Origin of the sequence: Nostoc piscinale CENA21 (assembly GCF_001298445.1) — a bacterium.
Taxonomy (GTDB): Bacteria; Cyanobacteriota; Cyanobacteriia; order Cyanobacteriales; family Nostocaceae; genus Nostoc_B; species Nostoc_B piscinale_A.
On sequence record NZ_CP012036.1, the window covers coordinates 5,512,495 to 5,533,986 of the forward strand.

The 21,492-nt window shown below is 40.8% G+C and carries 16 protein-coding genes and 1 pseudogene; 7 read left to right on the forward strand and 10 right to left on the reverse strand.

The features are described 5' to 3' along the window. Positions 1 to 86: 86 nt before the first annotated feature. The 3 genes from ACX27_RS23540 to ACX27_RS34985 all read right to left on the reverse strand — a co-directional run bounded on the left by ACX27_RS23540 (position 87) and on the right by ACX27_RS34985 (position 1,192). Positions 87 to 443, reverse strand: a complete 357-nt coding sequence (locus ACX27_RS23540) for a type II toxin-antitoxin system PemK/MazF family toxin (protein WP_062295971.1) — start codon at positions 441 to 443, stop codon at positions 87 to 89. Beyond that, positions 443 to 715, reverse strand: a complete 273-nt coding sequence (locus tag ACX27_RS23545) for a ribbon-helix-helix domain-containing protein (RefSeq protein ID WP_062295973.1) — start codon at positions 713 to 715, stop codon at positions 443 to 445. Before ACX27_RS23545 ends, ACX27_RS23540 begins: the two co-directional genes overlap by 1 nt. 342 nt (positions 716 to 1,057) lie before the next feature. Continuing rightward, positions 1,058 to 1,192 (reverse strand): hypothetical protein, encoded by a 135-nt coding sequence (locus ACX27_RS34985; RefSeq protein ID WP_256364356.1) that lies wholly within the window; start codon positions 1,190 to 1,192, stop codon positions 1,058 to 1,060. 339 nt (positions 1,193 to 1,531) lie between these two features. On the opposite strand from ACX27_RS34985, the gene ACX27_RS23550 reads away from it, so the two are divergent. Beyond that, positions 1,532 to 4,762, forward strand: coding sequence for a glycoside hydrolase family 15 protein (locus ACX27_RS23550; RefSeq protein WP_062295975.1), 3,231 nt, complete (start codon positions 1,532 to 1,534; stop codon positions 4,760 to 4,762). 109 nt (positions 4,763 to 4,871) lie between these two features. Here the strand turns inward: ACX27_RS23550 and ACX27_RS23555 are convergent, their stop codons facing one another. The 4 genes from ACX27_RS23555 to rppA form a co-directional block, all read right to left on the reverse strand. Continuing rightward, positions 4,872 to 5,498, reverse strand: coding sequence for an SAM-dependent methyltransferase (locus tag ACX27_RS23555; protein WP_062295977.1), 627 nt, complete (start codon positions 5,496 to 5,498; stop codon positions 4,872 to 4,874). A 53-nt stretch (positions 5,499 to 5,551) separates the two neighbouring features. Further along, positions 5,552 to 6,910: an APC family permease gene (locus ACX27_RS23560; protein WP_062295979.1), complete on the reverse strand. Its 1,359-nt coding sequence runs from the start codon at positions 6,908 to 6,910 to the stop codon at positions 5,552 to 5,554. 188 nt (positions 6,911 to 7,098) lie between these two features. Further along, the gene (locus ACX27_RS23565; protein WP_062295982.1) at positions 7,099 to 8,376 is read right to left on the reverse strand and encodes a sensor histidine kinase; all 1,278 of its coding nucleotides are present in this window, start codon (positions 8,374 to 8,376) and stop codon (positions 7,099 to 7,101) included. A 12-nt stretch (positions 8,377 to 8,388) separates the two neighbouring features. After that, positions 8,389 to 9,075, reverse strand: a complete 687-nt coding sequence (rppA, locus tag ACX27_RS23570) for a two-component system response regulator RppA (protein ID WP_062295984.1) — start codon at positions 9,073 to 9,075, stop codon at positions 8,389 to 8,391. A 225-nt stretch (positions 9,076 to 9,300) separates the two neighbouring features. On the opposite strand from rppA, the gene ACX27_RS34285 reads away from it, so the two are divergent. Beyond that, entirely contained in the window at positions 9,301 to 9,729 is a 429-nt protein-coding gene (locus ACX27_RS34285; RefSeq protein WP_235526339.1) for a metallophosphoesterase family protein, read from the forward strand. A 58-nt stretch (positions 9,730 to 9,787) separates the two neighbouring features. Continuing rightward, positions 9,788 to 10,306: a hypothetical protein gene (locus tag ACX27_RS34290; RefSeq protein WP_235526340.1), complete on the forward strand. Its 519-nt coding sequence runs from the start codon at positions 9,788 to 9,790 to the stop codon at positions 10,304 to 10,306. A gap of 118 nt (positions 10,307 to 10,424) precedes the next feature. Here ACX27_RS34290 and ACX27_RS23580 read toward each other — a convergent pair whose 3' ends face one another. Then, the gene (locus tag ACX27_RS23580; RefSeq protein WP_062295986.1) at positions 10,425 to 10,745 is read right to left on the reverse strand and encodes a YkvA family protein; all 321 of its coding nucleotides are present in this window, start codon (positions 10,743 to 10,745) and stop codon (positions 10,425 to 10,427) included. Between the two features lie 219 nt (positions 10,746 to 10,964). Here ACX27_RS23580 and ACX27_RS23585 point away from each other — a divergent pair. Then, positions 10,965 to 13,143, forward strand: a pseudogene (locus tag ACX27_RS23585) (ATP-binding protein). Positions 13,144 to 13,569: 426 nt separating this feature from the next. Here ACX27_RS23585 and ACX27_RS23590 read toward each other — a convergent pair. Then, the gene (locus ACX27_RS23590) at positions 13,570 to 15,258 is read right to left on the reverse strand and encodes a DUF3352 domain-containing protein (protein WP_062295988.1); all 1,689 of its coding nucleotides are present in this window, start codon (positions 15,256 to 15,258) and stop codon (positions 13,570 to 13,572) included. 451 nt (positions 15,259 to 15,709) lie between these two features. Between ACX27_RS23590 and ACX27_RS23595 the strand changes: the two genes are divergently transcribed. The 3 genes from ACX27_RS23595 to mltA all read left to right on the forward strand — a co-directional run bounded on the left by ACX27_RS23595 (position 15,710) and on the right by mltA (position 20,448). After that, a complete protein-coding gene (locus ACX27_RS23595) occupies positions 15,710 to 18,295 on the forward strand; it encodes a M1 family metallopeptidase (RefSeq protein ID WP_062295990.1) in 2,586 nt (861 codons plus the stop codon). A 650-nt stretch (positions 18,296 to 18,945) separates the two neighbouring features. Further along, positions 18,946 to 19,200 carry a hypothetical protein gene (locus ACX27_RS23600; protein ID WP_062295992.1) on the forward strand — a complete coding sequence of 85 codons (255 nt, stop codon included), beginning with the start codon at positions 18,946 to 18,948 and terminating at the stop codon, positions 19,198 to 19,200. Positions 19,201 to 19,203: 3 nt separating this feature from the next. Then, positions 19,204 to 20,448, forward strand: a complete 1,245-nt coding sequence (mltA, locus tag ACX27_RS23605; RefSeq protein ID WP_062295994.1) for a murein transglycosylase A — start codon at positions 19,204 to 19,206, stop codon at positions 20,446 to 20,448. Positions 20,449 to 20,494: 46 nt separating this feature from the next. On the opposite strand, the gene ACX27_RS23610 is transcribed toward mltA, so the two are convergent. Further along, a complete protein-coding gene (locus ACX27_RS23610; RefSeq protein ID WP_062295996.1) occupies positions 20,495 to 21,364 on the reverse strand; it encodes a DUF5895 domain-containing protein in 870 nt (289 codons plus the stop codon). Between the last annotated feature and the right edge of the window lie 128 nt (positions 21,365 to 21,492).

Consider the following 21,492-nt stretch of genomic DNA (forward strand, 5'->3'; position numbering starts at 1 on the left):
TTGCCCATATCTTTTGTGCGCCTCTAATGCCACCTGCTTCAACTTGGGAAACCAAAGCAACACAGTGGCTCCCCAATCTACTCTCTTCACTCTTCTTCTGGGATAGGTAAATCTAAGGCTATTAACAAAGCCTGAGATAAATGAGCCATTACCGATTGCGAAACTGCACCTCTTAAACGCAAAAAGCGGGTTTTAGATAATACCCGCACTTGATCTGCCATTGCGATCGAATCTCGCTTGAGTCCGCCATCGGGTGCTAAAATTAACACCTGAGTAGGATAAACTCGCTTACCTGATTGATACGTAGTGCAGGGAACGGCTAAAACAACTGGACTCGACGAATTAATTGCATCACGACTGACAATAATTACTGGGCGAGTCCCTCCTTGCTCTGAACCTTCAGTTGATTCTAGGCGAGCATCATAGACCTCACCCCTTCTCATTACAAAGATTCCTCTAACAGAAAAGCCTCCCACTGAGCAGCAGCAAATTCAGTTTCGAGCTTGAGTACCTCTGCTTGGTAATCAGGATCGCAGGCCATTTCTGTTAAAGCAGCGTCAATGGCGGCTCTTTTTTGTGCTGCTAATTCTCGACGTATTGCTTGCACCATAAAATCATTACGACTTCTTGCTTTGCCTTCTAAAACTGCCTTGTCAGTTGCTTCTAAAAGTTCTCGTGGTATTGCTAGTGTAGTGCGAACGGATTCGGCTTTCATGTAGTGATGATTATTTTGATGTCTTCAGTGACGACTTCTATGATATCACTCTTAATCGCACTCCGACCCTTGGAGTTCTACCGAAGACCATGTAGCAACTAAAATTTTGCGCCCACAGTAGTACCGAATCAGTAATAGAAAAGACTTTTTGTCTCCGCAAAGGTATGTTCACATTACACATTGATTCACAAAATTTAGCCATAGCTAAAAGTCCAGATTCCATCGCTATCTTAGGCATCTGGACGAGAAATACACTTCTATGTACTACTTACGTAGGAAGAGTTATTTGTGGATGATAGTCAGTAATTCGGCAGAAAATAAAATTTTTTTTTGTGACTTTGCTTAACTCACAGCTTTTTTGAGTGAACCATCAGCATAAAGTTCAAGCGGTACCAATTCGATTTTGCCGTTAACTTTCACTTGAGAATAAACTACTTTCACTAACTGAGCATGATTTTCGTTGTAACGCAAAGACATAATCAAACCCCTTGGTTAAAAATTTGTTGGCTTCAAATTCTTGAATAGCTGCTATGTACTTAATTGGTTCTGGGTGAACTGTAATTTTTTTTTATGATGCTGATTCTATATTTAGCAAAGAAGTTTAAAATCTCAGTATAAAATAAGCCCAGTATTTATAAAGATTTCAACAAATCTCCATTTCCATTGAGAATTCATTTACAACTGTGTAACTAAATGGCTACTAACGCGAGATAATAAGTAGTCTCTACTACTCTTGGCTGTAAATCCCCGCGTCCATTACAAAACCGTTCTCTTCACAGCTATAGGTTGGAATTCTGCAAGCATCCCTTAATGAGTATGAAAACAGCTACCGAATTACAAACTCGACTGGAGCATTACTACCAGCAAATCAAGACTATTATCTTAGTGCGACAAAATCCAATTACTGGGTTGCTACCTGCGAGTACAGCCATTACGGCTCACGGTGATTATACAGATGCTTGGGTGAGAGACAATGTTTACAGCATCTTAGCGGTTTGGGGTTTGGCGCTGGCGTATCGCAAAGTGGATGAAGATAAAGGACGCACTTACGAACTAGAACACAGCGTGATTAAGCTAATGCGTGGGTTGCTGTTTGCGATGATGCGACAGGCGCATAAGGTTGAACGCTTTAAACATACTCAATCACCTTTAGATGGTTTACACGCTAAATACAACACTGCAACTGGCGATATTGTAGTCGGTGATGATGAGTGGGGACATTTGCAACTTGATGCCACCTCTATATTTATATTGATGCTGGCGCAAATGACGGCTTCGGGATTGCAGATTATTTATACGATTGATGAAGTAAATTTCGTGCAGAATTTGGTTTACTATATAGGCCGCGCTTACCGCACACCAGATTATGGTATTTGGGAACGGGGGAATAAAATCAATCATGGTAATGCGGAGTTAAACGCTAGTTCTGTGGGAATGGCGAAAGCCGCACTAGAGGCCATTAATGAACTAGATTTATTTGGGGTACGGGGAAGTCAAGCATCGGTAATTCATGTACTACCTGATGAAATTGCTCGCGCCCGGAGTACTTTAGAATCGTTATTACCGAGAGAATCGGCTTCTAAAGAAATTGATGCGGCACTGTTGAGTATTATTAGCTATCCGGCGTTTGCGGTGGAGGATATTAATCTACGCGATTCTCCCAAGGAGACGCTACGCGATCGCACTTTTAACGATATCATCAACAAACTCCAAGGCAAGTACGGCTGCAAACGCTTCTTGCGTGACGGACATCAAACTGTTTTAGAAGATCACCAGCGTCTACACTACGAACCTTGGGAACTAAAGCAATTTGAGCATATTGAATGCGAATGGCCATTATTTTTCACATATTTACTACTTGATGGCTTATTTCGCAATGATCAAAAGCAAGTCCAACAATACCAAGAACTATTAGCATCATTATTAGTAGAACGGGATGGTTGCTATTTATTACCAGAACTTTATTATGTGCCTGCCGAAAACATCGAAGCCGAAAAATTAACGCCCCAAAGTCAAAAGCGTTTACCTAATGAAAATATCCCTTTAGTTTGGGCGCAAAGTTTATATTTTCTGGGGTTAATGTTAAGTGAAGGTCTACTGGCGGTTGGCGATATTGACCCGTTAGGGAGATATTTAAGTATTGGTAAAAATCGAGAAGCTCTGGTACAAATTGCTTTGTTAGCCGAAGATGATGACTTACAAGCAAAACTAGAAGTGCATGGCATTGAAACTCAAACACCCAAGCAAGTAGAACCAATTCAAGTCAGAAAAGCTGGAGAACTATCAGCTATCTACACTCAAATTGGACGCAATGATAAACTAGGTTTAACAGGGCGACCAGTCAGAAGATTGCGGAGTTTAACCACATCGCGGATCTTTAGAATTTCTGGTGAAACAGTAGTATTTCTACCATCGTTCTTAGACGCTCAACAGTTTTATTTAACTCTTGATTACCATTTTTTAATTGATCAAATTAGAAGCGAACTTGCTTATATCCAAAAATATTGGAGTGATTTAGGTCGTCCCATTTTAACTTTAATGTTGACTCACACCATGTTAGAAATTGGGGCGGAAGCATTACTGGAATTGATGCAAGAACTCAAAGATGGTGTTTGCAATGGTGTACGCGTTAAACTAGGTAGACTCAATCAATTAATGCTCACAGGCGCTATTCAAAGAATTGATTTTCTGCAAGATGCCGAATTTTATCAGTCAGCAATGCACGATGCTGCACCACATTGCTGTTATTTGGCTTACCATCCTGGAAAGAGTTGGCGCTTAGGACATACCCAAGAATTTCAAATGGAGTATGAAACCAACTTGGGATTGTTGCTTTCTTCGCTGCGGGGTTCAGAAAATCTCTATGAACAAATTGAGCTATTGCAGACTTTAACCCGTTTGCAAGGATTAGACTTTGATACAGGATTTGGTGGCCCAAATACTCGTGTCACAGTCGGAGATTTGCTGAATGAAGTTTATATCAAAGCCGGTGATTTAGGAATCTGGGCAATTGTCCGTCGGGCTGCGGGTTTATTGCAAATGGTGGATATTGCTTTATCAGATGCAGTCACGAGTATTTTGATTCGGGGTAAGCAAGCGGCTGTGGGGAGGGCATACAGCGAAGCATCATTAATTACTGTACCTATGCCTCCCAATGAAATTGCCGAGAAAATCAATAATTTCTGTCGTGAGGATATCCGCGATCGCGTACTGACACAAGAAATCATACTTTATCTTGGGACTTTGATTCGCTCGGAGCCAGAATTATTTCAAGGACTGTTAACTTTAAGAGTTGGCTATCTCATTCTATTAATTACCAGCGAACTAGCCCAAGAATTGCGTGTCACCCAAGATGAAGCTTATGAACAGTTAATGGAACTTTCGCCCTTTGAAATTAAAATGCGCTTGCGTCAGGTGTTAACTGGTTACACAGGGATGAGTAATTTGTTACGCCAGCAAGAATCATTACACGTTAAGCAAAAAGAAAGTGATATTGAATGGGTAGTGCAACCAACAATTACGGAAGAAATCGAAGTACCTGTGGGTGGTTGGCGACGTTTCCGCCAAGCTGAAGGGGCGCTGAACCGTGTCCCGAAAAACTTCTTTCAGCAAGTTTGGCTATTAATGCAACGTTGTAAAGGCTTAGTTATTGGTGACAAACTAGAGCGGCGTAATCGTTTAGATAGCGAATTGATGTTATCAGAAATGACGGCGGGCGAAAAGAATTTTGCTTTGCGAGTGGAGCATTTATTAAATAAAATTGAAGCGCCAGAATACCGCCAAGTTAATATTGAAGCATTAATGGAACTAGGCGCGATCGCCTCGAAAAACCCCAACTTGCAAATCGAAGAATATATCGTGTTAGACGTGTTAATTGGTCATGCTGTGCGTTTAGCATGGTTAGATGTACATCCCGAACGCGGCGATCGCTATGATGAAGATAAAGCAAACGCTTGGCGATCTTTCTACAATACTTCCCCACAAGATTGCGCGACTTACATTCTCAACGCCTTCAGATTCTTAACACAATTTGTCAGAGAACATTAAACCCACATTCCCCAACCTTAAACTTGTGGAAAAAGTATATGGGTGTAGGTATTCAAAACCCTTACACTCCTACACCCATATACCCTGAAACCCAGCCTCGTAAGATGAGTTATCGCAAATTCGCTGGTACTTCTTTCGGCACTACCCAATAGTAAATAGTTTTTCCATCTACTTGCAGTGTTTGTTGTGGTTTCCAGTCGCCCATATCAAAAGCGTGGGAGACAATTCTTGTACCGGGTTTGAGTTTTAATAATTCGGGGCGGAGTCTGAGGTTAACTTCCGGCAGTAGGTAGAGTGTAATTACAGTAGCTTGACTCAAATCAGTTTTAAATAAGTCTTGCTGACGAAACTCTACACGGTCTGTAACTCCGGCTTTTTGGGCGTTGGCGTTCGCTTCTTGAATGCGTTCGGGACTGATATCTATACCTACGCCGCGTGTACCATATTTTTGGGCTGCTGTTACTACAATTCGCCCATCACCACTACCAAGGTCATAAAGCACATCATTTTTACCTACCTTGGCTACTTGCAACATCGCATCAACTACAGGTTGTGGTGTGGGTACATAAGGAACATCACCAGGGCGTTCTTGCGGTTGAGTTGTTGGAGTTGGTGTTTCGGTTTGAGCAGTTAAAACAGGTGGTTGCACTTCTGCGGCTGAGTCTTGTTGTTGGGCGGTGCATCCAGCAATTCCGAAAGTGGTGACACTAACGCCTGTAATGAATAAAAGCAACATTTTTTTGGAACATAAATCTACTCCTAAAGCAAAAATGGTGAAAAAAAAAATCCTTAACCTCTGGGAACTTGGCGGTAACGATTCCACAGCAATAGCGGAATACCTGCGGCGACAACTAAAACACCGACAACCGCGCCCACGCCGGTATATACCAAACTGGAATAAAGTAAGTAGCCGCAAACTGAACAAAACAGTAATGGTGTCAAGGGATAAAATGGTACGCGGAATGGTCTGTTAATTTGTGGTTCTCGATTACGTAGCACTAGTAGCGATGCACCTGAAAGTAAAAAGAAAAACCAAAATATTGGGGCGGTATAGTCCACCATTGTTTCAAAGCCTTTGCGGGTGAACGTACCTAACAAAACCAACGCCAAAGCGATCGCAGCTTGTAATACTAAAGCATAACTAGGTGTGCTAGGACGTTGCCGCCAGTGTCCCATAAAACCAAAGATGGCAAAATCTTGCCCTAAAGCGTAATTAGTCCGCGCCCCAGTAAAGACAGTGGCGTTCAGTGCGCCCAAAGTCGAAACCGCAATTAATAAGCTGATGAACAAAGCGCCCGGTTCGCCCCAAACATTTCGCATTAAATCGGCGGCGACAGCTTGGGAATTAGCCATGTTTGTTAACCCCAATCCCCGCAGATAAGCCAGATTGATGAGTAAGTAAATTACAGTAATTGTGCCAATACTCCACAAAAGCGATCGCACTATGTTGCGTTGACGATTTTGGATTTCGGCGGAAATATAAGCGGCTTCATTCCAACCGCCATAAGACAACAAAACAAACACCATTGCTAGTCCCCAGGTTCCGGTTGAGGTAGATTCCACAGGGGTGGGAAGATTAGGGGTTGCTGTTAAGCCAATTAACACCACTAGCAACAAACCGAGGACTTTGGCGGCGGTGAGTAAGTTTTGTGTCCACTTACCTTGTTGCAAGCCGACAATATTTAAAGCCGTTAAAAATGCGATCGCAATTGCGGCATAAATTGAAGGTGAAAAGTTGCCTAGCCGCCAAATCTGCGAAGCATAATCACCAAAAACAAATGCCAACAAAGCAATAGAACCTGTTTGAACCACACTCATCCGCGCCCAAGCAAATAAAAAGGCAATTTCTCGCCCAAAGGCACGTTTGAGATAATAGTAAACTCCACCCACATCGGGATATGTCGTGGCTAACTCGGCATAGCACAATGCGCCCACCAAAGAAACCACACCACCGATGAACCAAAATAGCAATACTGCTTGACTGCTACCTGCTTGGGTTGCTACTAAGGCGGGAGTTTCAAAAATGCCTGCACCAATCACAATACCGACAATCAACGCCACAGCATCTGATAATGTCAGTGATGGCTTAGGTGCGGCTTCTGTAGTTGCTAAACCTTCCAGTAATTTGTACTTTTCATGTCTACTCACATCGACTCCTGCTTAGTCTTGAGTGTAATGAGCAATGTTGGCGAACAAAATATCAATTACTTATTTATGATTCAGGATAAATGTGACATAAAAGTGACAACCCTCGTCATTGTTCATCTTTTGTGAATTAAAACACCCCCGACTTCTTAAAGAAGTCGGGATCTGAACTTATCGGTTTCTATTTACTCTTAAAGAGGCAGTTTAATTTGAAAGACAGAACCCTTACCTTGTTCACTTTTTACACTGAGATATCCGCCATGTGCTTCAATGATTTGTTGAGCGATCGCTAATCCCAAGCCAAACCCACTCGCCGAATTTGTCTGATGTTGTTCTACTCGATAAAATTGCTCAAAGATATGTGGCAAATGTGCGGCAGCAATTCCAATTCCATTATCTTCTACTTCAATGAATGCCTGATTGTATCTACTAAATAAACGTAACTCTACCATTCCGCCAGCCGGAGTATATTTACAAGCATTACCCAGCAAATTCATCACAGCCAAACATATCAAATCAGCATCTACCTTTACCATAATTGGAGATTTTGGTAAATCATTCTGGAGATTTAAATCTTTAGCAGCAGTCTTTACAGAAGGTGAGTTAAACAATTCCGCCAGTAAGTCTCTCAAGTCAACTTCTTTTAAAGATTCGGGAGTTAATCGCCCTGTCCGACGTGCCAGAAATAGTAAATTGCCAATCAATGTATTCATTGATTTAGCAACTTCCGCCACTTTTTCTAGACGTAAATGTTTACTATGACTATCTTCCATTGGTGCGAGTAAACCAACTTGAGCATTACTTAAAATCGCAGCCAACGGAGTACGTAATTCATGGGAAGCATGGGCGGTAAAACGTTCGAGTTGTTTGTAACTTAATTGGATAGGTTGCATAGCTATACCGCTGAGAAACCATCCCGTTAAACTTGTGATAGCTAAAGCGATAAATACTGTTGATATGAGTAAAATTAAAAACTTATTAAGTATTTCATGAACACGAGTCATTGGCATTGCCATTTGCAAATAGCCAATTAATTCACCTTGATGCTGCACTGGTAAAGTAATTTCTCTTACCCAAGTTTCCGGTGATGCCAAATCAGATTTATTCGGAATTTTTAATGTTTGATAAGAAAAGTTTCTGGTTAATTTTTTCTGGGTAAGTAAACCAAAGTAACGCTTGAGATTACCGTCAGGATCATACCAACGAGCATAAATAATATCACTATCATCTGGTGGTGGGTTATTCCCTAAAACTGGTAAATTCTTGAGGAATACTCGTTTTTCTCCCTGATAATCTTTGTACTTGATGCTAGATGTAATTACTCTAGATTTTTTATAGAGAATCAAATCGACAACTTCTAGCTGCTGGACTGATTCTTGATAATAAAGAATCCCAGCAAAAATTACAAGAATACTACCCATTGAGAGAGTGAACCAACTAGCCAAGTTACGACGGCTACGGTTGAACATAACTCAGAAAAATTAAATGTTATTTTTCCGTTCAGGATTGAGACGATAACCCATCCCATAAATAGTTTCTAGCCAGTCTGCTGCATTTAGCAACTGTAAACGCTGGCGCAAACGGCGTACTAAAGTAGTGGTAGCGTTGCTTTCTGGTTCACTACCCCATTCCCATAAAGCTTGTTCAATTTGATTGCGACTTAAAATTTGATATGGATGACGCATCAAATATTCTAGTAACTGAAATTCGCGGGTAGATAGTTCTACTTTGGCTGCACCTCGTTCTACAATCTGTGTTGAAATGTGCAGTTGCAGATCCGCCAGTTGGAGTTTTTCTCCTTGCCAAACAGGCGATCGCCTACCTAAAGCCCGCACTCTGGCTAATAATTCAAATAAATCTGTAGGTTTGACTAAATAATCATCTGCACCAGCATCTAAACCTGTGACTTTTTCACCAGTAGTATCTTTTGCCGTCAACATCAATACAGGGGCGGTTTTGCCTGCTTTGCGATACTGCCGACATAAATCTAAGCCGCTGATTTCTGGTAGCATCCAGTCTAAGATTAATAAATCATAGTCGCGCTGGGTAATTGCCCATTGAGCGATCGCACCATTTTCTACACCATCTACAATATGTCCAGCTTGAGACAATGCTGTTTGCAAAGGTTCTAATTGGGCTGTGTCATCTTCTACCAGAAGTATTCGCATTGTTAGCTAGCTTCAGTTATTCATAGCTGATTCTAGAGAAGCTGACTCAGTAAAACTTCTGCCATCAGTGAGATTTTTAACAAACTTTAGCCTTCACTCTACCCCAAACCTTTAATTTTTCGTTTTTCTGCGTCAGTCTTCAACTGATCTAAATCCTATGCAACTACATACTACAAAAAATACATATTTGTAGTATACTGAAATTATTCGATTGAATTTGGGAAAATGCGAACGATTGCAGTCGGTGATATTCATGGTTGCTATGAAGAACTGCTTCAGCTATTAAGCAAAGTAGAAATTACAGAGGAAGATTGTTTAATCTGTTTAGGAGATATTGTTGATCGGGGGGTTGATTCGGTCAAAGTATATGACTTTCTCGGAAATCGCCCCAACACAGTAGTGTTAATGGGAAATCATGAACGCAAACATCTAAGGCAAACTCTTTCTTACTCCCAGGAAATTGTTAAATTACAATTTGGCGATCGCTATGACGAATTTTTAGATTGGATTAGTCATTTACCTTACTATTACGAAACTGATCAGGCAATTTTTGTTCATGCTGCGGTAGAAGATGGTATACCCATTGAAGAACAAAGACAAGAAGTTTTATGTGGTTGTAATGCAGGTGAAAAGCATCTAGAAAAAAAAATATAAAGATATATCTTGGAGTCAATTATATACTGGCATTAAACCAGTAATTTTTGGTCATCGTGTGGTTGGCGATTATCCACTCATAATTACACAAAAAGCTTATGGTATCGACACAGGAGCCTGTCACGGTGGCAAATTGACCGCCCTAATTTTACCTAATTTTGAAATTCTACAAGTGCCAGCACCGAAAGATTATTGGCAAGAAGAAATAGTTAAATGGCAACTGCCAGTAATGATGGCTAAACCTTGGAGTAGTTATAAATGGGAAAAAATTAAGGCGATTTGTGATGAGTTTAGAAATTCCTCAAATCCAGAGCTATCGGCTTTTATTGCCCAAAAAGAACAGTGGATGCAAGATTTACTTGCCCTCGCACCCCAACTAATCTTGAAAATAGAAGAAAAGCTGGCGGAACTGATTTCTATTTATGGCAAAGATAATTTCAAAAAACCAGCTATTCATTTTAGTTATGCCACCCTGCTATATCAAGCTAATTCCAGCAATCTAACAAGCAAATTTCTCCAGCGAACTCTACAAACACCAGACAAATGGTTGCAGGTAATGAGGGATTTGGGAATTTAGCTTTAATGAAGGGTTGTAGGATGAAGAGTGCTGAGTTGAAAGTGCTGAGTACTGAGTACGGTAAAAAAATATCCTCTGCTTGTTAAACCAAACAGAGGATTTATTTATTTGTAAAAACCTATTTAACCGACACAGCATCAACATCAACTGTTTTTGCGGCGGAATCAGTATCATTGGAAGTGTCAGTAGGATTTGTAGTAGTAGTCTCTACACCTTTACGTGCTTTCCAACCGTCAATGACTAACCCAGACACTTCAGTTACTAACAGTGTCATCAGTAAAACATCATCAATTTCGCCGACGATAGGAAAAATATCAGGAACAAGATCAATAGGGCTGATGAAATAAACTAGTGTTCCTAGAATTACCCACCAGCGATACTTAGGATTACGAATTAAATTACGATACCAATTGTACACAGAGTCGATGGAAAATTTCATTTTTTAGCCCTCAAATTACTTTTCATTCTGACAAATTCTGTTGATAATTTCCGGTGGGAATAACCGTCCTAGATGATTCTGGAAGATGCTACATCAACTCATCCGTAATTTACAAAAATTAATTTTTCTCTCTAAATGTTGAGTTAGTCGTTGCCTGTGGGAATACTATGTCACAAAGTATAAATTTGCCTCCATCTAGGGTTGGAAGAAAGAAATTGAATGAATAAAACTGACTCTTGCAAAGTTAAAGCTTTTCCATTACAACTAGTGTTGATTATTCCTTTTGCCTTACAAATATTTGGTGCGGTGGGTTTAGTCGGCTACTTGTCATTTAAAAATGGACGACAAGCCGTTAATGACTTGGCAGATCAGTTAATGAATCGGACGAATAGTATAGTGCAGCAGCATTTAGATGCTTATTTATCTATTCCCCATAAGGTAAACCAGATTAATGCAGATGCGATCGCAATGGGATTACTGGATGTACGTGATCGCAAAACTATTGGTAAGTATTTCTGGAAGGAAATGCAGGCTTATGACCTCACTTATATTGGTATGGCATTAACCACAGGTGAGGGACTAGGAGCGGCTCGCTACGATGGTAAAACAGTTACTATTGACGACTGGAATGCTAAATTACCCAACAATGGACGCAACTACGCCACTGATGCCCGTGGCGATCGCCTCCGCATCAATAACACTTTTGAATACAATAACTTTAAAGAAAGTTGGTATACCGAACCCATCAAAGCTGGTAAACCAATTTGGTCACGCATTTACACCTGGAATTCTCCTAATGGTGCTTATATAACTGCCGCTACTGGTCGTCCTATATATGACGCAAATCAGCGATTATTGGGTATGGTTGGTGCAGACATTCATTTGTTGAAGTTGAGTGAATTTCTGCGGCGTTTAGATATTAGCAACTTTGGACAGGTGTTTATTGTAGAACGCAATGGTCTGTTAATTGCCAGTTCTACTAAGCAAGATACTTTTGCAATAGTTAAGAATGAAGTCCAGCAAATCAAAGCTACAGAAAGTCCAGATCCAGTAATTAAAAATACTGCCAAATATATTGAAAATAAATTTAATGGCTTTCAGTCAATCACTGAACAAAAAAAACTTCAATTGCACCTGCCAAAAGAGACAAAGTTTGTATATGTCACTCCTTGGCGTGATCAATATGGACTAGATTGGTTAGTAGTCATGAGTGTGCCAGAAAAAGCTTTTATGGCCAAGATTACTACGAACACTCAAATTACGGTTTTGCTGTGTTTAGCCGCATTAATAGTGGCAATTATTATTGGTTATTTGACTTCTAGTTGGGTTATACAACCAATTTTGCGAATCAATCGCGCTAGTCAGGCAATGGCATCAGGTGACTTAGAACAAACTGTAAATATTAGCAAAATAGAAGAACTCAATACATTAGCTCAGTCTTTTAATTATATGGCTGAACAACTGCGTCAATCTTTTACTGCTTTAGAAGCGAGTAAAGCACAATTAGAAGACCGAGTAGAAGAACGTACTGCTGAACTGAAAACAACTTTAAGCGAATTAAAACGCACCCAGGCACAAGTTATTCAAAATGAAAAAATGTCAAGTCTTGGCCAATTAGTAGCTGGCGTTGCACATGAAATTAATAATCCTGTCAATTTTATCCACGGTAACATTACTCACCTAAGCGACTACATTCAAAGTCTGGTGCAAATGCTTCATTTTTATCAAGAACGCTATCCTGATGAAGTCCCAGAAATACAAGCACTAGCAGAAGAAATTGATTTAGATTTTTTGATTGCTGATTTAGATAAGATTCTGCCTTCTATGAAAATGGGAACTGAAAGAATTCGGAATATTGTCCTATCGCTGCGAAATTTTTTCGCGCATGGATGAAGCCGATTTTAAAACAGTTGATATTCATGAAGGTATTGAAAGTACATTATTAATTTTGCAATACCGTCTCAAGGAAAAACAAGACTATCCAGGTGTTGAAGTTATTCGTGACTATGGTGATTTACCCCAAGTAGAATGCTTTGCGGGGCAAATGAATCAAGTATTGATGAATATATTAGTAAATGCGATGGATGCTTTGGAAGAGTCATTTTTTAATAGTCAAAACTTCTCAGCAGAAAAACCACAAATTACTATTCGTACCTCAGCCTTTGATAATCAATGGATAGAAATTGCGATCGCAGATAATGGCCCTGGAATGTCTGAACAAGTCAAAAACCGTATATTCGACCCTTTCTTTACGACTAAACCTGTTGGTAAAGGTACAGGTATGGGTATGGCAATTAGTTATCAAATCATTACCGAAAAGCATCACGGTAAGTTAGATTGTGTCTCTACTCCAGGTGAAGGAACTGAGTTTAAAATTCAAATCCCGGTAAAACAGTAATTAAATAGGGAGTAGGGAGTGGTAAGTGGGTGTAAGAGGGTAGAAGCATAAGGAAATACAGTTCAGTTAAATCTCAAACTCTTGTTTAAAGTCAATTTTTTTAACGAACCGCAAAGAACGCATAGACGCGATAGCGGTGAAGCAGTGCGTTGGGCGGGTTCCCCGACTCCCTCACTGCTGAACCCGTTAGCGAAGCGGTAGCGAGTCTTCGAGCGTCAGGGCTTCCCGCAGGGTAGAGCGCAAAGAGAAAGAAGAGATTACTAACTGAACCGTATTGGGGTATAAGGGAAAGAATAAAAACGACCATTATTTAAAAATTAGCAATCTTTCCCTACACCCCAAATGGGAAATCAAAATTCAAAAGTCAGAGAATTTTTGACTTTTAACTTTTGATTTTTGACTTAATTTTGCCCTGACACCCACTCCCTATTTCTGGCTTGGCTTCAGTGCTAACAAAACTTCTAGCTGACTGGTGGATTTATCAGGGCTAGTGGCGGTGGCGGCAAAACCACGAATAGAACTTAAAATGGCATTAACATCCGGTGGAATTGGTCTACCTTGGCCTGCAAAGCGGTTAACAAAAGTCACAGTTTTATCCATATCTAAATAGAAATAACCACCGTTGGGTTGTTGCAATGAACCTGTGACATTTTTAAATGTATCGCTTTGAGCCAGGGATGGACTTTTAGTAGCAGCTAAGGCATCAGCCACAGGGCCGCCAAGTGCTAGAAAGACGGTATCTTGGTCTAACCAACCATGAGATAATAATGCGCCTTGTCTGGGTATTTGCCATTCTGTGACATCTTTACCGCCGATGTTACGGTTGGCGATGTTAATTCTTTGGGCTTTGGCTAGGTTGTCAAGTTTTGTAAAGGTAGCTTCTGCGGTTTTGCGATCGCTTGTATCAAACACCAGCGCCCCACCAAAACCCACACTTGCTAACACACCTTGATTAGATGGAACTGCACCAATCCCAAATTCGCCATCCATCCAGCCAAAAATCTCTTTATCTAAGTCAATATCAGCAGACTTTAGCTGAGTGCGGATTTGTTGGAGTGTTTGTTGAACTTCGGGATAATCTTTTGATTGTTCTGTGAATGTTTGCCAACCACGACTGATACCGTTACCACTAATTAATGCAAAGGTATCGCCAGGAAATTGCGTTAATATCTTAGCTGGTGTGTTTTGATACTGAAATTTGCTGAGTTGTGGATCTAAATTAGCGATCGCTTTTACCCGCACTCCCTGATCATCAACACCAACACCAGCCACCATTGATTTTACCTGCTTCAACTGTGACAAGGTTTGGGGCGGCAAAGTTTTACCTTGGGCGCTGGCTGTTGCTAATTGTTGTACCATCCCAGAGTAGTCTGGGACATAAACCTGCACGAGAGTATTTTGCAGATTTACATTTTGGCTGAGTAAACGATTAGCACCTTCCTTACTAGCAAAAGAAGGTTGACCTTTATAGGTATCAATCGCTTTTTCTACAGCTTGTTTTTCAGGAGCTAAAATTAAATGACTATTATTAACAACTACACTATATGTTGGTCTGCCATTTTCTATAGTTTCTGTAATTTTCTCACCTTTATAGTCAATTTCTCGACTTTTCACTCCTTTTTGATTTTTTAATTTACTCGCAAAATTCAAAGCAGTTAATTTATCTTTGATCCCAATTACCATCAGCATGTTTGTACTTTGTTGTACTTTTAATGGTTGATTGGTTCGATTAGTGGGAATTTGTAACTGAGCAGGTTGAGTTTTATTTGGTGGTAAAACAGCAATCATCACGCCACCAATCCAAGGTTTAATATCTTTTTCGTAAGAAATATCACTACCTTTAAAAGTATTTTTATTGAAGTCTTCTAAACTTTTTACCAGTAACTTTTGGGCTTCTGGTGTACCAAACTGCTGTAATTTTGCCCAAACTTGGTCATCAGTAGAAATATAGGTAGTCATCAGGGCTGATTCGGGAACTAATTTAGCACTACCAACAGCTCCAGAAATATCTCCAACAGGCCCTTTGAACAAATAGGTATAGACTGCTACACCCCCTACTACAGCGACAACTGCGCCAATTGCAGGTACTACAAACTTTAACTTACTTTCAGGCATTGTTACTGTCCTCATTTTCCTCAGATTTTTACCGAGGGTAGTAAAAACGTCATTGTTGAGTTCTCGGAATTATTGATAAACTTCACGATTTCTTCGGGTTTCACTGTTAAAATTAGTAAATCTACACACAAGCAGTAAAAAGAACACCAAAGAAATACTTCAATGAGAGCAAAGCAAAATCCGTAAATGCTAGGTTATTCATCTTGAGAGATAGCCTGTGGTAAATTTGCAAGCTATCCTAATCTCATCAGCAAATTTGCCGAGTCTTGGTACTCAAGGAAAAATCATCAAGAATATCCCCGTAGCAGCAGAAAAAGGTTCATGAGAATCTCCCCAAAATTGCAAAGATGGCATATTTTTTATCCCCTATTTGGATGAGTAAACATCACAAATAGTATGATTTTCGTAAATTTACTTAGATTTTTTAAGATTAAAGGGTCATTCAGCATCAATGTCGCATTCCTATTTTGATACAGAAAATAACGGACGCAAATCTTTTGAGTTACCGGGAGCCAGACCACACTATAATCCAGATCGTCCTGGACAGGTAGAGCATATTTTTCTTTATCTGCACTTAGATATTCCCAAGCAAAGTTATCAAGGCAGTTGTAGCATTCGCTTATTACCAATTCGCAGTGGAATTGACCGTTTAGTATTGGATGCAGTCAACTTAAATATCCACTCTGTACAAGTAGATGAGGTGGCGCAAAAGTTTGACTATGACGGTGAACAGCTTTCTATTCAGCTTGACCAACCCACAGAACTGGAGAAAAGAATCTTAATTGCGATCGCCTACTCCGCCGAAAAACCCCAACGCGGTATATACTTTATCCAACCAGACAAACACTATCCCCACAAACCCACTCAAGTCTGGACTCAGGGAGAAGACGAAGACTCGCGTTTTTGGTTTCCCTGCTTTGACTATCCCGGACAACTCTCGACATCGGAAATTCGTGTGCGGGTTCCCAAACCATTAGTAGCGATTTCCAACGGTGAATTAATCGAAACCATCGAAGAAGGTGCCGAAAAAATTTATCATTGGTCACAGCAGCAAGTTCATCCTACATATTTAATGACTCTGGCTGTGGGAGACTTTGCTGAAATTCGAGACGAATGGCAAGGTAAACCAGTTACTTACTACGTGGAAAAAGGCCGGGAAGCAGATGCTAAACGCAGCATGGGCAAAACTCCCCGCATGGTCGAATTTTTGAGTGAAAAGTATGGTTATCCGTATCCTTTTCCCAAATATGCCCAAGTTTGCGTTGATGACTTTATCTTTGGGGGGATGGAAAATACTTCCGCCACCTTATTAACAGACCGTTGTCTTTTAGATGAACGCGCCGCTTACGATAACCGCAATACCGAAAGTTTAGTTGTTCACGAACTCGCGCATCAGTGGTTTGGTGATTTGCTGGTGATTAAGCATTGGTCTCATGCTTGGATTAAAGAAGGTATGGCTTCTTACTCCGAAGTCATGTGGACAGAACATGAATATAGCGCCGAAGAAGCAGCATATTATCGGTTAATAGAAGCGCGGAGTTACTTAAGCGAAGATAGCAGCCGTTACCGCCGACCAATGGTAACTCATGTTTACCGTGAAGCTATTGAACTTTATGACCGCCACATCTACGAAAAAGGGTCTTGTGTTTATCACATGATTCGAGCGGAATTAGGTGAAGAATTATTCTGGCACGCCATTCAAACCTTTGTGCAGGATAATGCCCATAAAACTGTGGAAACAATTGACTTACTCCGCGCTATTGATAAAGCGACAGGAAGGAATTTAGCTTTCTTATTCGACCAATATGTTTATCGTGGCGGTCATCCTGATTTTAAAGTGGCTTACTCTTGGGATGGCGATGCAAATTTAGCCAAGGTCACAGTTACCCAAACTCAAGCTGATCAAAATAGCAGTAAAAATTTATTTGACTTAAAAATACCCATCGGTTTCGGCTTTGTACAGACGGGAGAACCTGTACAACTGACAACTTTCACAGTCCGAGTAAATCAACCAGAACAAAGCTTCTACTTCCCACTGTCAGCCAAGCCGGATTTTATTAGCTTTGATGTCGGCAATCATTTCTTAAAAACTGCCACTTTAGAATATCCCCTTCCTGAATTAAAAGCGCAGTTAGAATCTGACCCTGACCCAATTTCCCGGATTTATGCAGCGACGGCTTTAGCAAAAAAAGGCGGCTTGGAAGCAACCAAAGCATTATCTAAAGCATTGACAAAAGAGCCATTTTGGGGTGTGCGGGTGGAAGTTGCCAAACAACTAGCAGAAGTCAAGTTAGATCAAGCCTTTGACGGTTTAGTGGTGGGATTAAAAGATAAAAATCCTTATGTGCGGCGTGCGGTTGTGAATGCACTGGCGACGATCAAAACCCATGATAGTTATAAGGCCGTGAAAGAAATAGTGCAAGAAGGCGATCGCAGTTATTATGTAGAAGCCGCCGCCGCTACAGCCATTGGTGCGATCGCAGCTGCTAATCTGGATGAAAAGCCCAAAGAAGAAAAGGTCATCAAGCTACTGAAGTCAGTTCTAGAAGAAAAAGCTGGTTGGAATGAAGTAGTCCGCAGTGGTGCAGTTAACGGTTTAGCAGAACTCAAAACTTCTGAAGCCGCTTTAAATCTGTTGCTGGAATACACCAAACAAGGAGTTCCCCAAGCCTTACGTTTAGCAGCAATTCGGGCTTTAGGTAAAATTTCCGTCGGTCAAACACCAGTGAACTTAGAACGGATTTTAGATAGATTAGCTGAACTCGCCAAAGAAACCTTCTTCTTAACCCAAGTAGCAGTAGTTACAGCCTTGGGCAAAATGGAAACACCCAAAGCAATTGGCGTTTTGCGATCGCTTTCCGAACAAACCCCCGATGGTCGTGTGCGTCGCTATGCTGACGAAGAAATTGCCAATGTCCAAAAACACATCGGCCCAGAAACCGCCTTGCGTCAATTGCGCGAAGAACTCGACCAAGTTAAAAAACAAAACCAAGAACTCAAAAGCCGTTTAGAAAACTTAGAGGCGAAATCTAAGTAGAGGCTAGAGGCTGGGGGTTAGAGGTTAGTTATACCTGTAGGGTGCGTGACATTTTATTCACGCACCTTTTTGAATTAATCGTAGGCAGTTAATGTATGCAGTAAATTTTTTTTAAATCGTCAAGAATTTATGCGACATGCAAAGCAGTTATGTTGAAGGCGATAAAACCTCCATACTACCTAAAGATGTCTATGTATTCTAACAAGGTCTATTTTTAATGCTTACTTACATATATGGGAACTGATAAAAGTATATATTTTATGGAAACTTTTCATTTATGCCTCTTCTGTCACTCTCCGAAAACATTTACCATTTCTGAATCCTAGAGCTTTTGTACAGCAAGCGATCGCTCAATTTTCTTCTAATAACAAATACAAGACCCATTTTTTTCTAACAGTATAGCTTGTATTGATGACCTCATGAGGCTTCTAGCGATCAGCCTCCCGGAAAGTGACAGAAGAGGGATAAGGAACAGGTTTAACTATTGGCCGTCTAGAGGGACAATAAAAGTCAAGACTTAGGAGTAGTAGCTCATGGTTAATTAATGCAAAACTCTCCGGAAAGCTTTTCTTGCTCCCGTATGCTTACCCTTTTCATTCTGGGATGACGTGGTTAACATGGGTTGAACATATTTTTAATGATTCAACTTTATGCCTAGAACACCGAATGAGTACGCTGTACACCTGTTGCTGGAAACTGGTCATCGTGAAGAAGTGCGGTTTCCAACTATTCAAGAATTTCAAAAATGGTATAGTGGCGAACTAGTACCCAAGTCTACCTCGAATGATTTTATCAGTGTACCGATCAAGAATATTCAGGGAGAGTATATGGTTATCCGCCCATCTCGGATTGTGGCAATCCGGGTAGAACCACTGTTTAGTTCTAGTGTTGAAAGATTCGACTAAATCATGAGAAAAACCCTTGCTTTGGCTTCTTTGAGTCTAGGAATTGCCCTTGTTCACACAATTTGGCCAGCTGTTGCTCAAGTTCCGACAACGATACCGTTACCTGTACCGTTACCTACACAGCCAAGCACTTCCCCAGAGTTACAAATACCACTCGAACCAGTAGAAATTAGTAATACTTGTACTCCTGTATCTACTTGTTTGGGATGGGATGAGCAAATTTTTGGTAGTCCAGGCAAAAGTGGCGATCGCAAAGCTCTCTTAGCCGCCATTGACAATAGTTTAAGTTATTTGGCAAGAGATAGTGCGATCGCCGCCTATAAAGATTATCCGGTGCCAGGAATTACCCATGATCGCGTGCGGCGCAGTTTACTGCGTTTCCGGCAATTAGTCGCAACAGCCAAATCTGCCAGTCAACTCAGAGCTGCCATTCAGCGTGAGTTTGTGTTTTACAAGTCCGTCGGCAATGATGGCAAGGGTACTGTTAAATTTACTGCTTACTATGAGCCAATTTATCAGGCCAGTCGCGTTAAAACTTCTATATATAAGTATCCGCTTTATCGACTACCGCCAAATTTTGACCAATGGGCTAAACCACACCCAAAACGCATTGATTTGGAAGGCAAAGATGGTTTACTCGGAGATAAAAGCCAGTTGCGCGGTTTGGAATTGTTGTGGTTCCGCGATCGCTTAGACGCATACATGGTACACATCCAAGGTTCTGCCCAAATCAGGTTAACCAATGGCAAAACTACTTCTGTTGGTTACGCTGGTGGTACTGATTATCCTTGGACTAGTATCGGCAAAGAACTCGCCAAAGATGGCAAACTGCCACTAGAAGGCTTAACTATGCCGCGTCTTATCAGCTACTTCCGACAAAATCCCTTAGAGTTAAATAATTATTTGCCTCGCTGGGAACGCTTTGTGTTTTTTAAAGAAGTTCCAGGGAGAAAAGCTACAGGTAGTACTAATGTGCCAGTTACACCAGAACGTTCAATTGCGACTGATAAATCGCTTATGCCTCATGGCGCACTAGCATTAATTAACGGTTCATTCCCTTATCCGGCTGCTGGTGGCAAATTACAACCGCGTACCGTTAGCCGTTTTGTTTTAGACCAAGATACAGGCAGTGCCATTAAAGGCCCAGGCAGGGTAGATTATTTTATGGGAACTGGTCAACTAGCAGGCGATCGTGCTGGAATTACAGGTGGCAATGGTTCACTATATTATTTGCTACTGAAAAAATAGAGAAGAAAGTATGAAGTGTGAAGTCTGAAATCTCATACTTCATACTTTAGTAAGGTGGATAACCAAAATCATCTTCATCAGCGTAGATATAGGAACTGGAAACACCCGCCATAGCAGGTTTATTTGTTTCTGTTCTCACAGGTTCCTTGCCGAATTCTTTGTATTCTTCAAAATACTTGCAAATAATTGCCGACTCAGGCGCATCCGAAGCAATTAGGTATTGTGTTAGTGTCCCCACTGTTGGATGCTTGTAATCTACAGTCGAAGCAACCAGCACCGTGTTCGGCTCAATTCCTCTTTCTTCACACTCAATAATTGGGCAGAAAATTCCATGTGCGTGGAACAATGGCCCTTTTGGCGTTACAGGTTGTTTGCGATATACAGCATAAGCTCTTTCTAACTCAGCAACAAAACCACTCACCACTTTGCCTTGTTGAAATTCACAATAAGTTTTGCTGAAACTTGCTCCGGCTGCACCATTCAGGGTTAATTGTAGCGGCAAGTCATGTAAAAATTTCTTATCTTCACTGACTAAGAAAATTAAATAGCGCGTAAAAGTTTTAAACTTCAGTTTATCCGCTAAAAAAGCATCATAATTTTCTTTGAGCGTACCTAACTTAATTCCCGTTTCTCTGTCTTTGACTGATAAAGGCCCTCGGCGCACAATCACCAAACGCGGTGTAGTAGAGATATAAACTGTTTCAACACCAGAGCTAAACTCATGCTCTACTTGCTGCCAATTCTCATCCGGCTGAAAACCCACAGCATTAGCATTATCTAACTTGATGGCGAGACCATAAGTTTGCATACCATCCGTGCCGTATCGAGGATTAATCATCTGACACCAAGGGATGACTTGAGAAGGCGGCGCATTAAATTTATCGTCCTCAAAGTCGAACTTAGCAGATGCTTTCATCGTTTTGTGCTGTAGGTGTGTTTTGCTAGACAAGTTTATGGTTGTGCGCTGATGTGGGAATTGTATCTCCCATTTGTACCATTCAAATGGTACATTCTGCACATTATGAAGTAGATTTTAACAAGAGG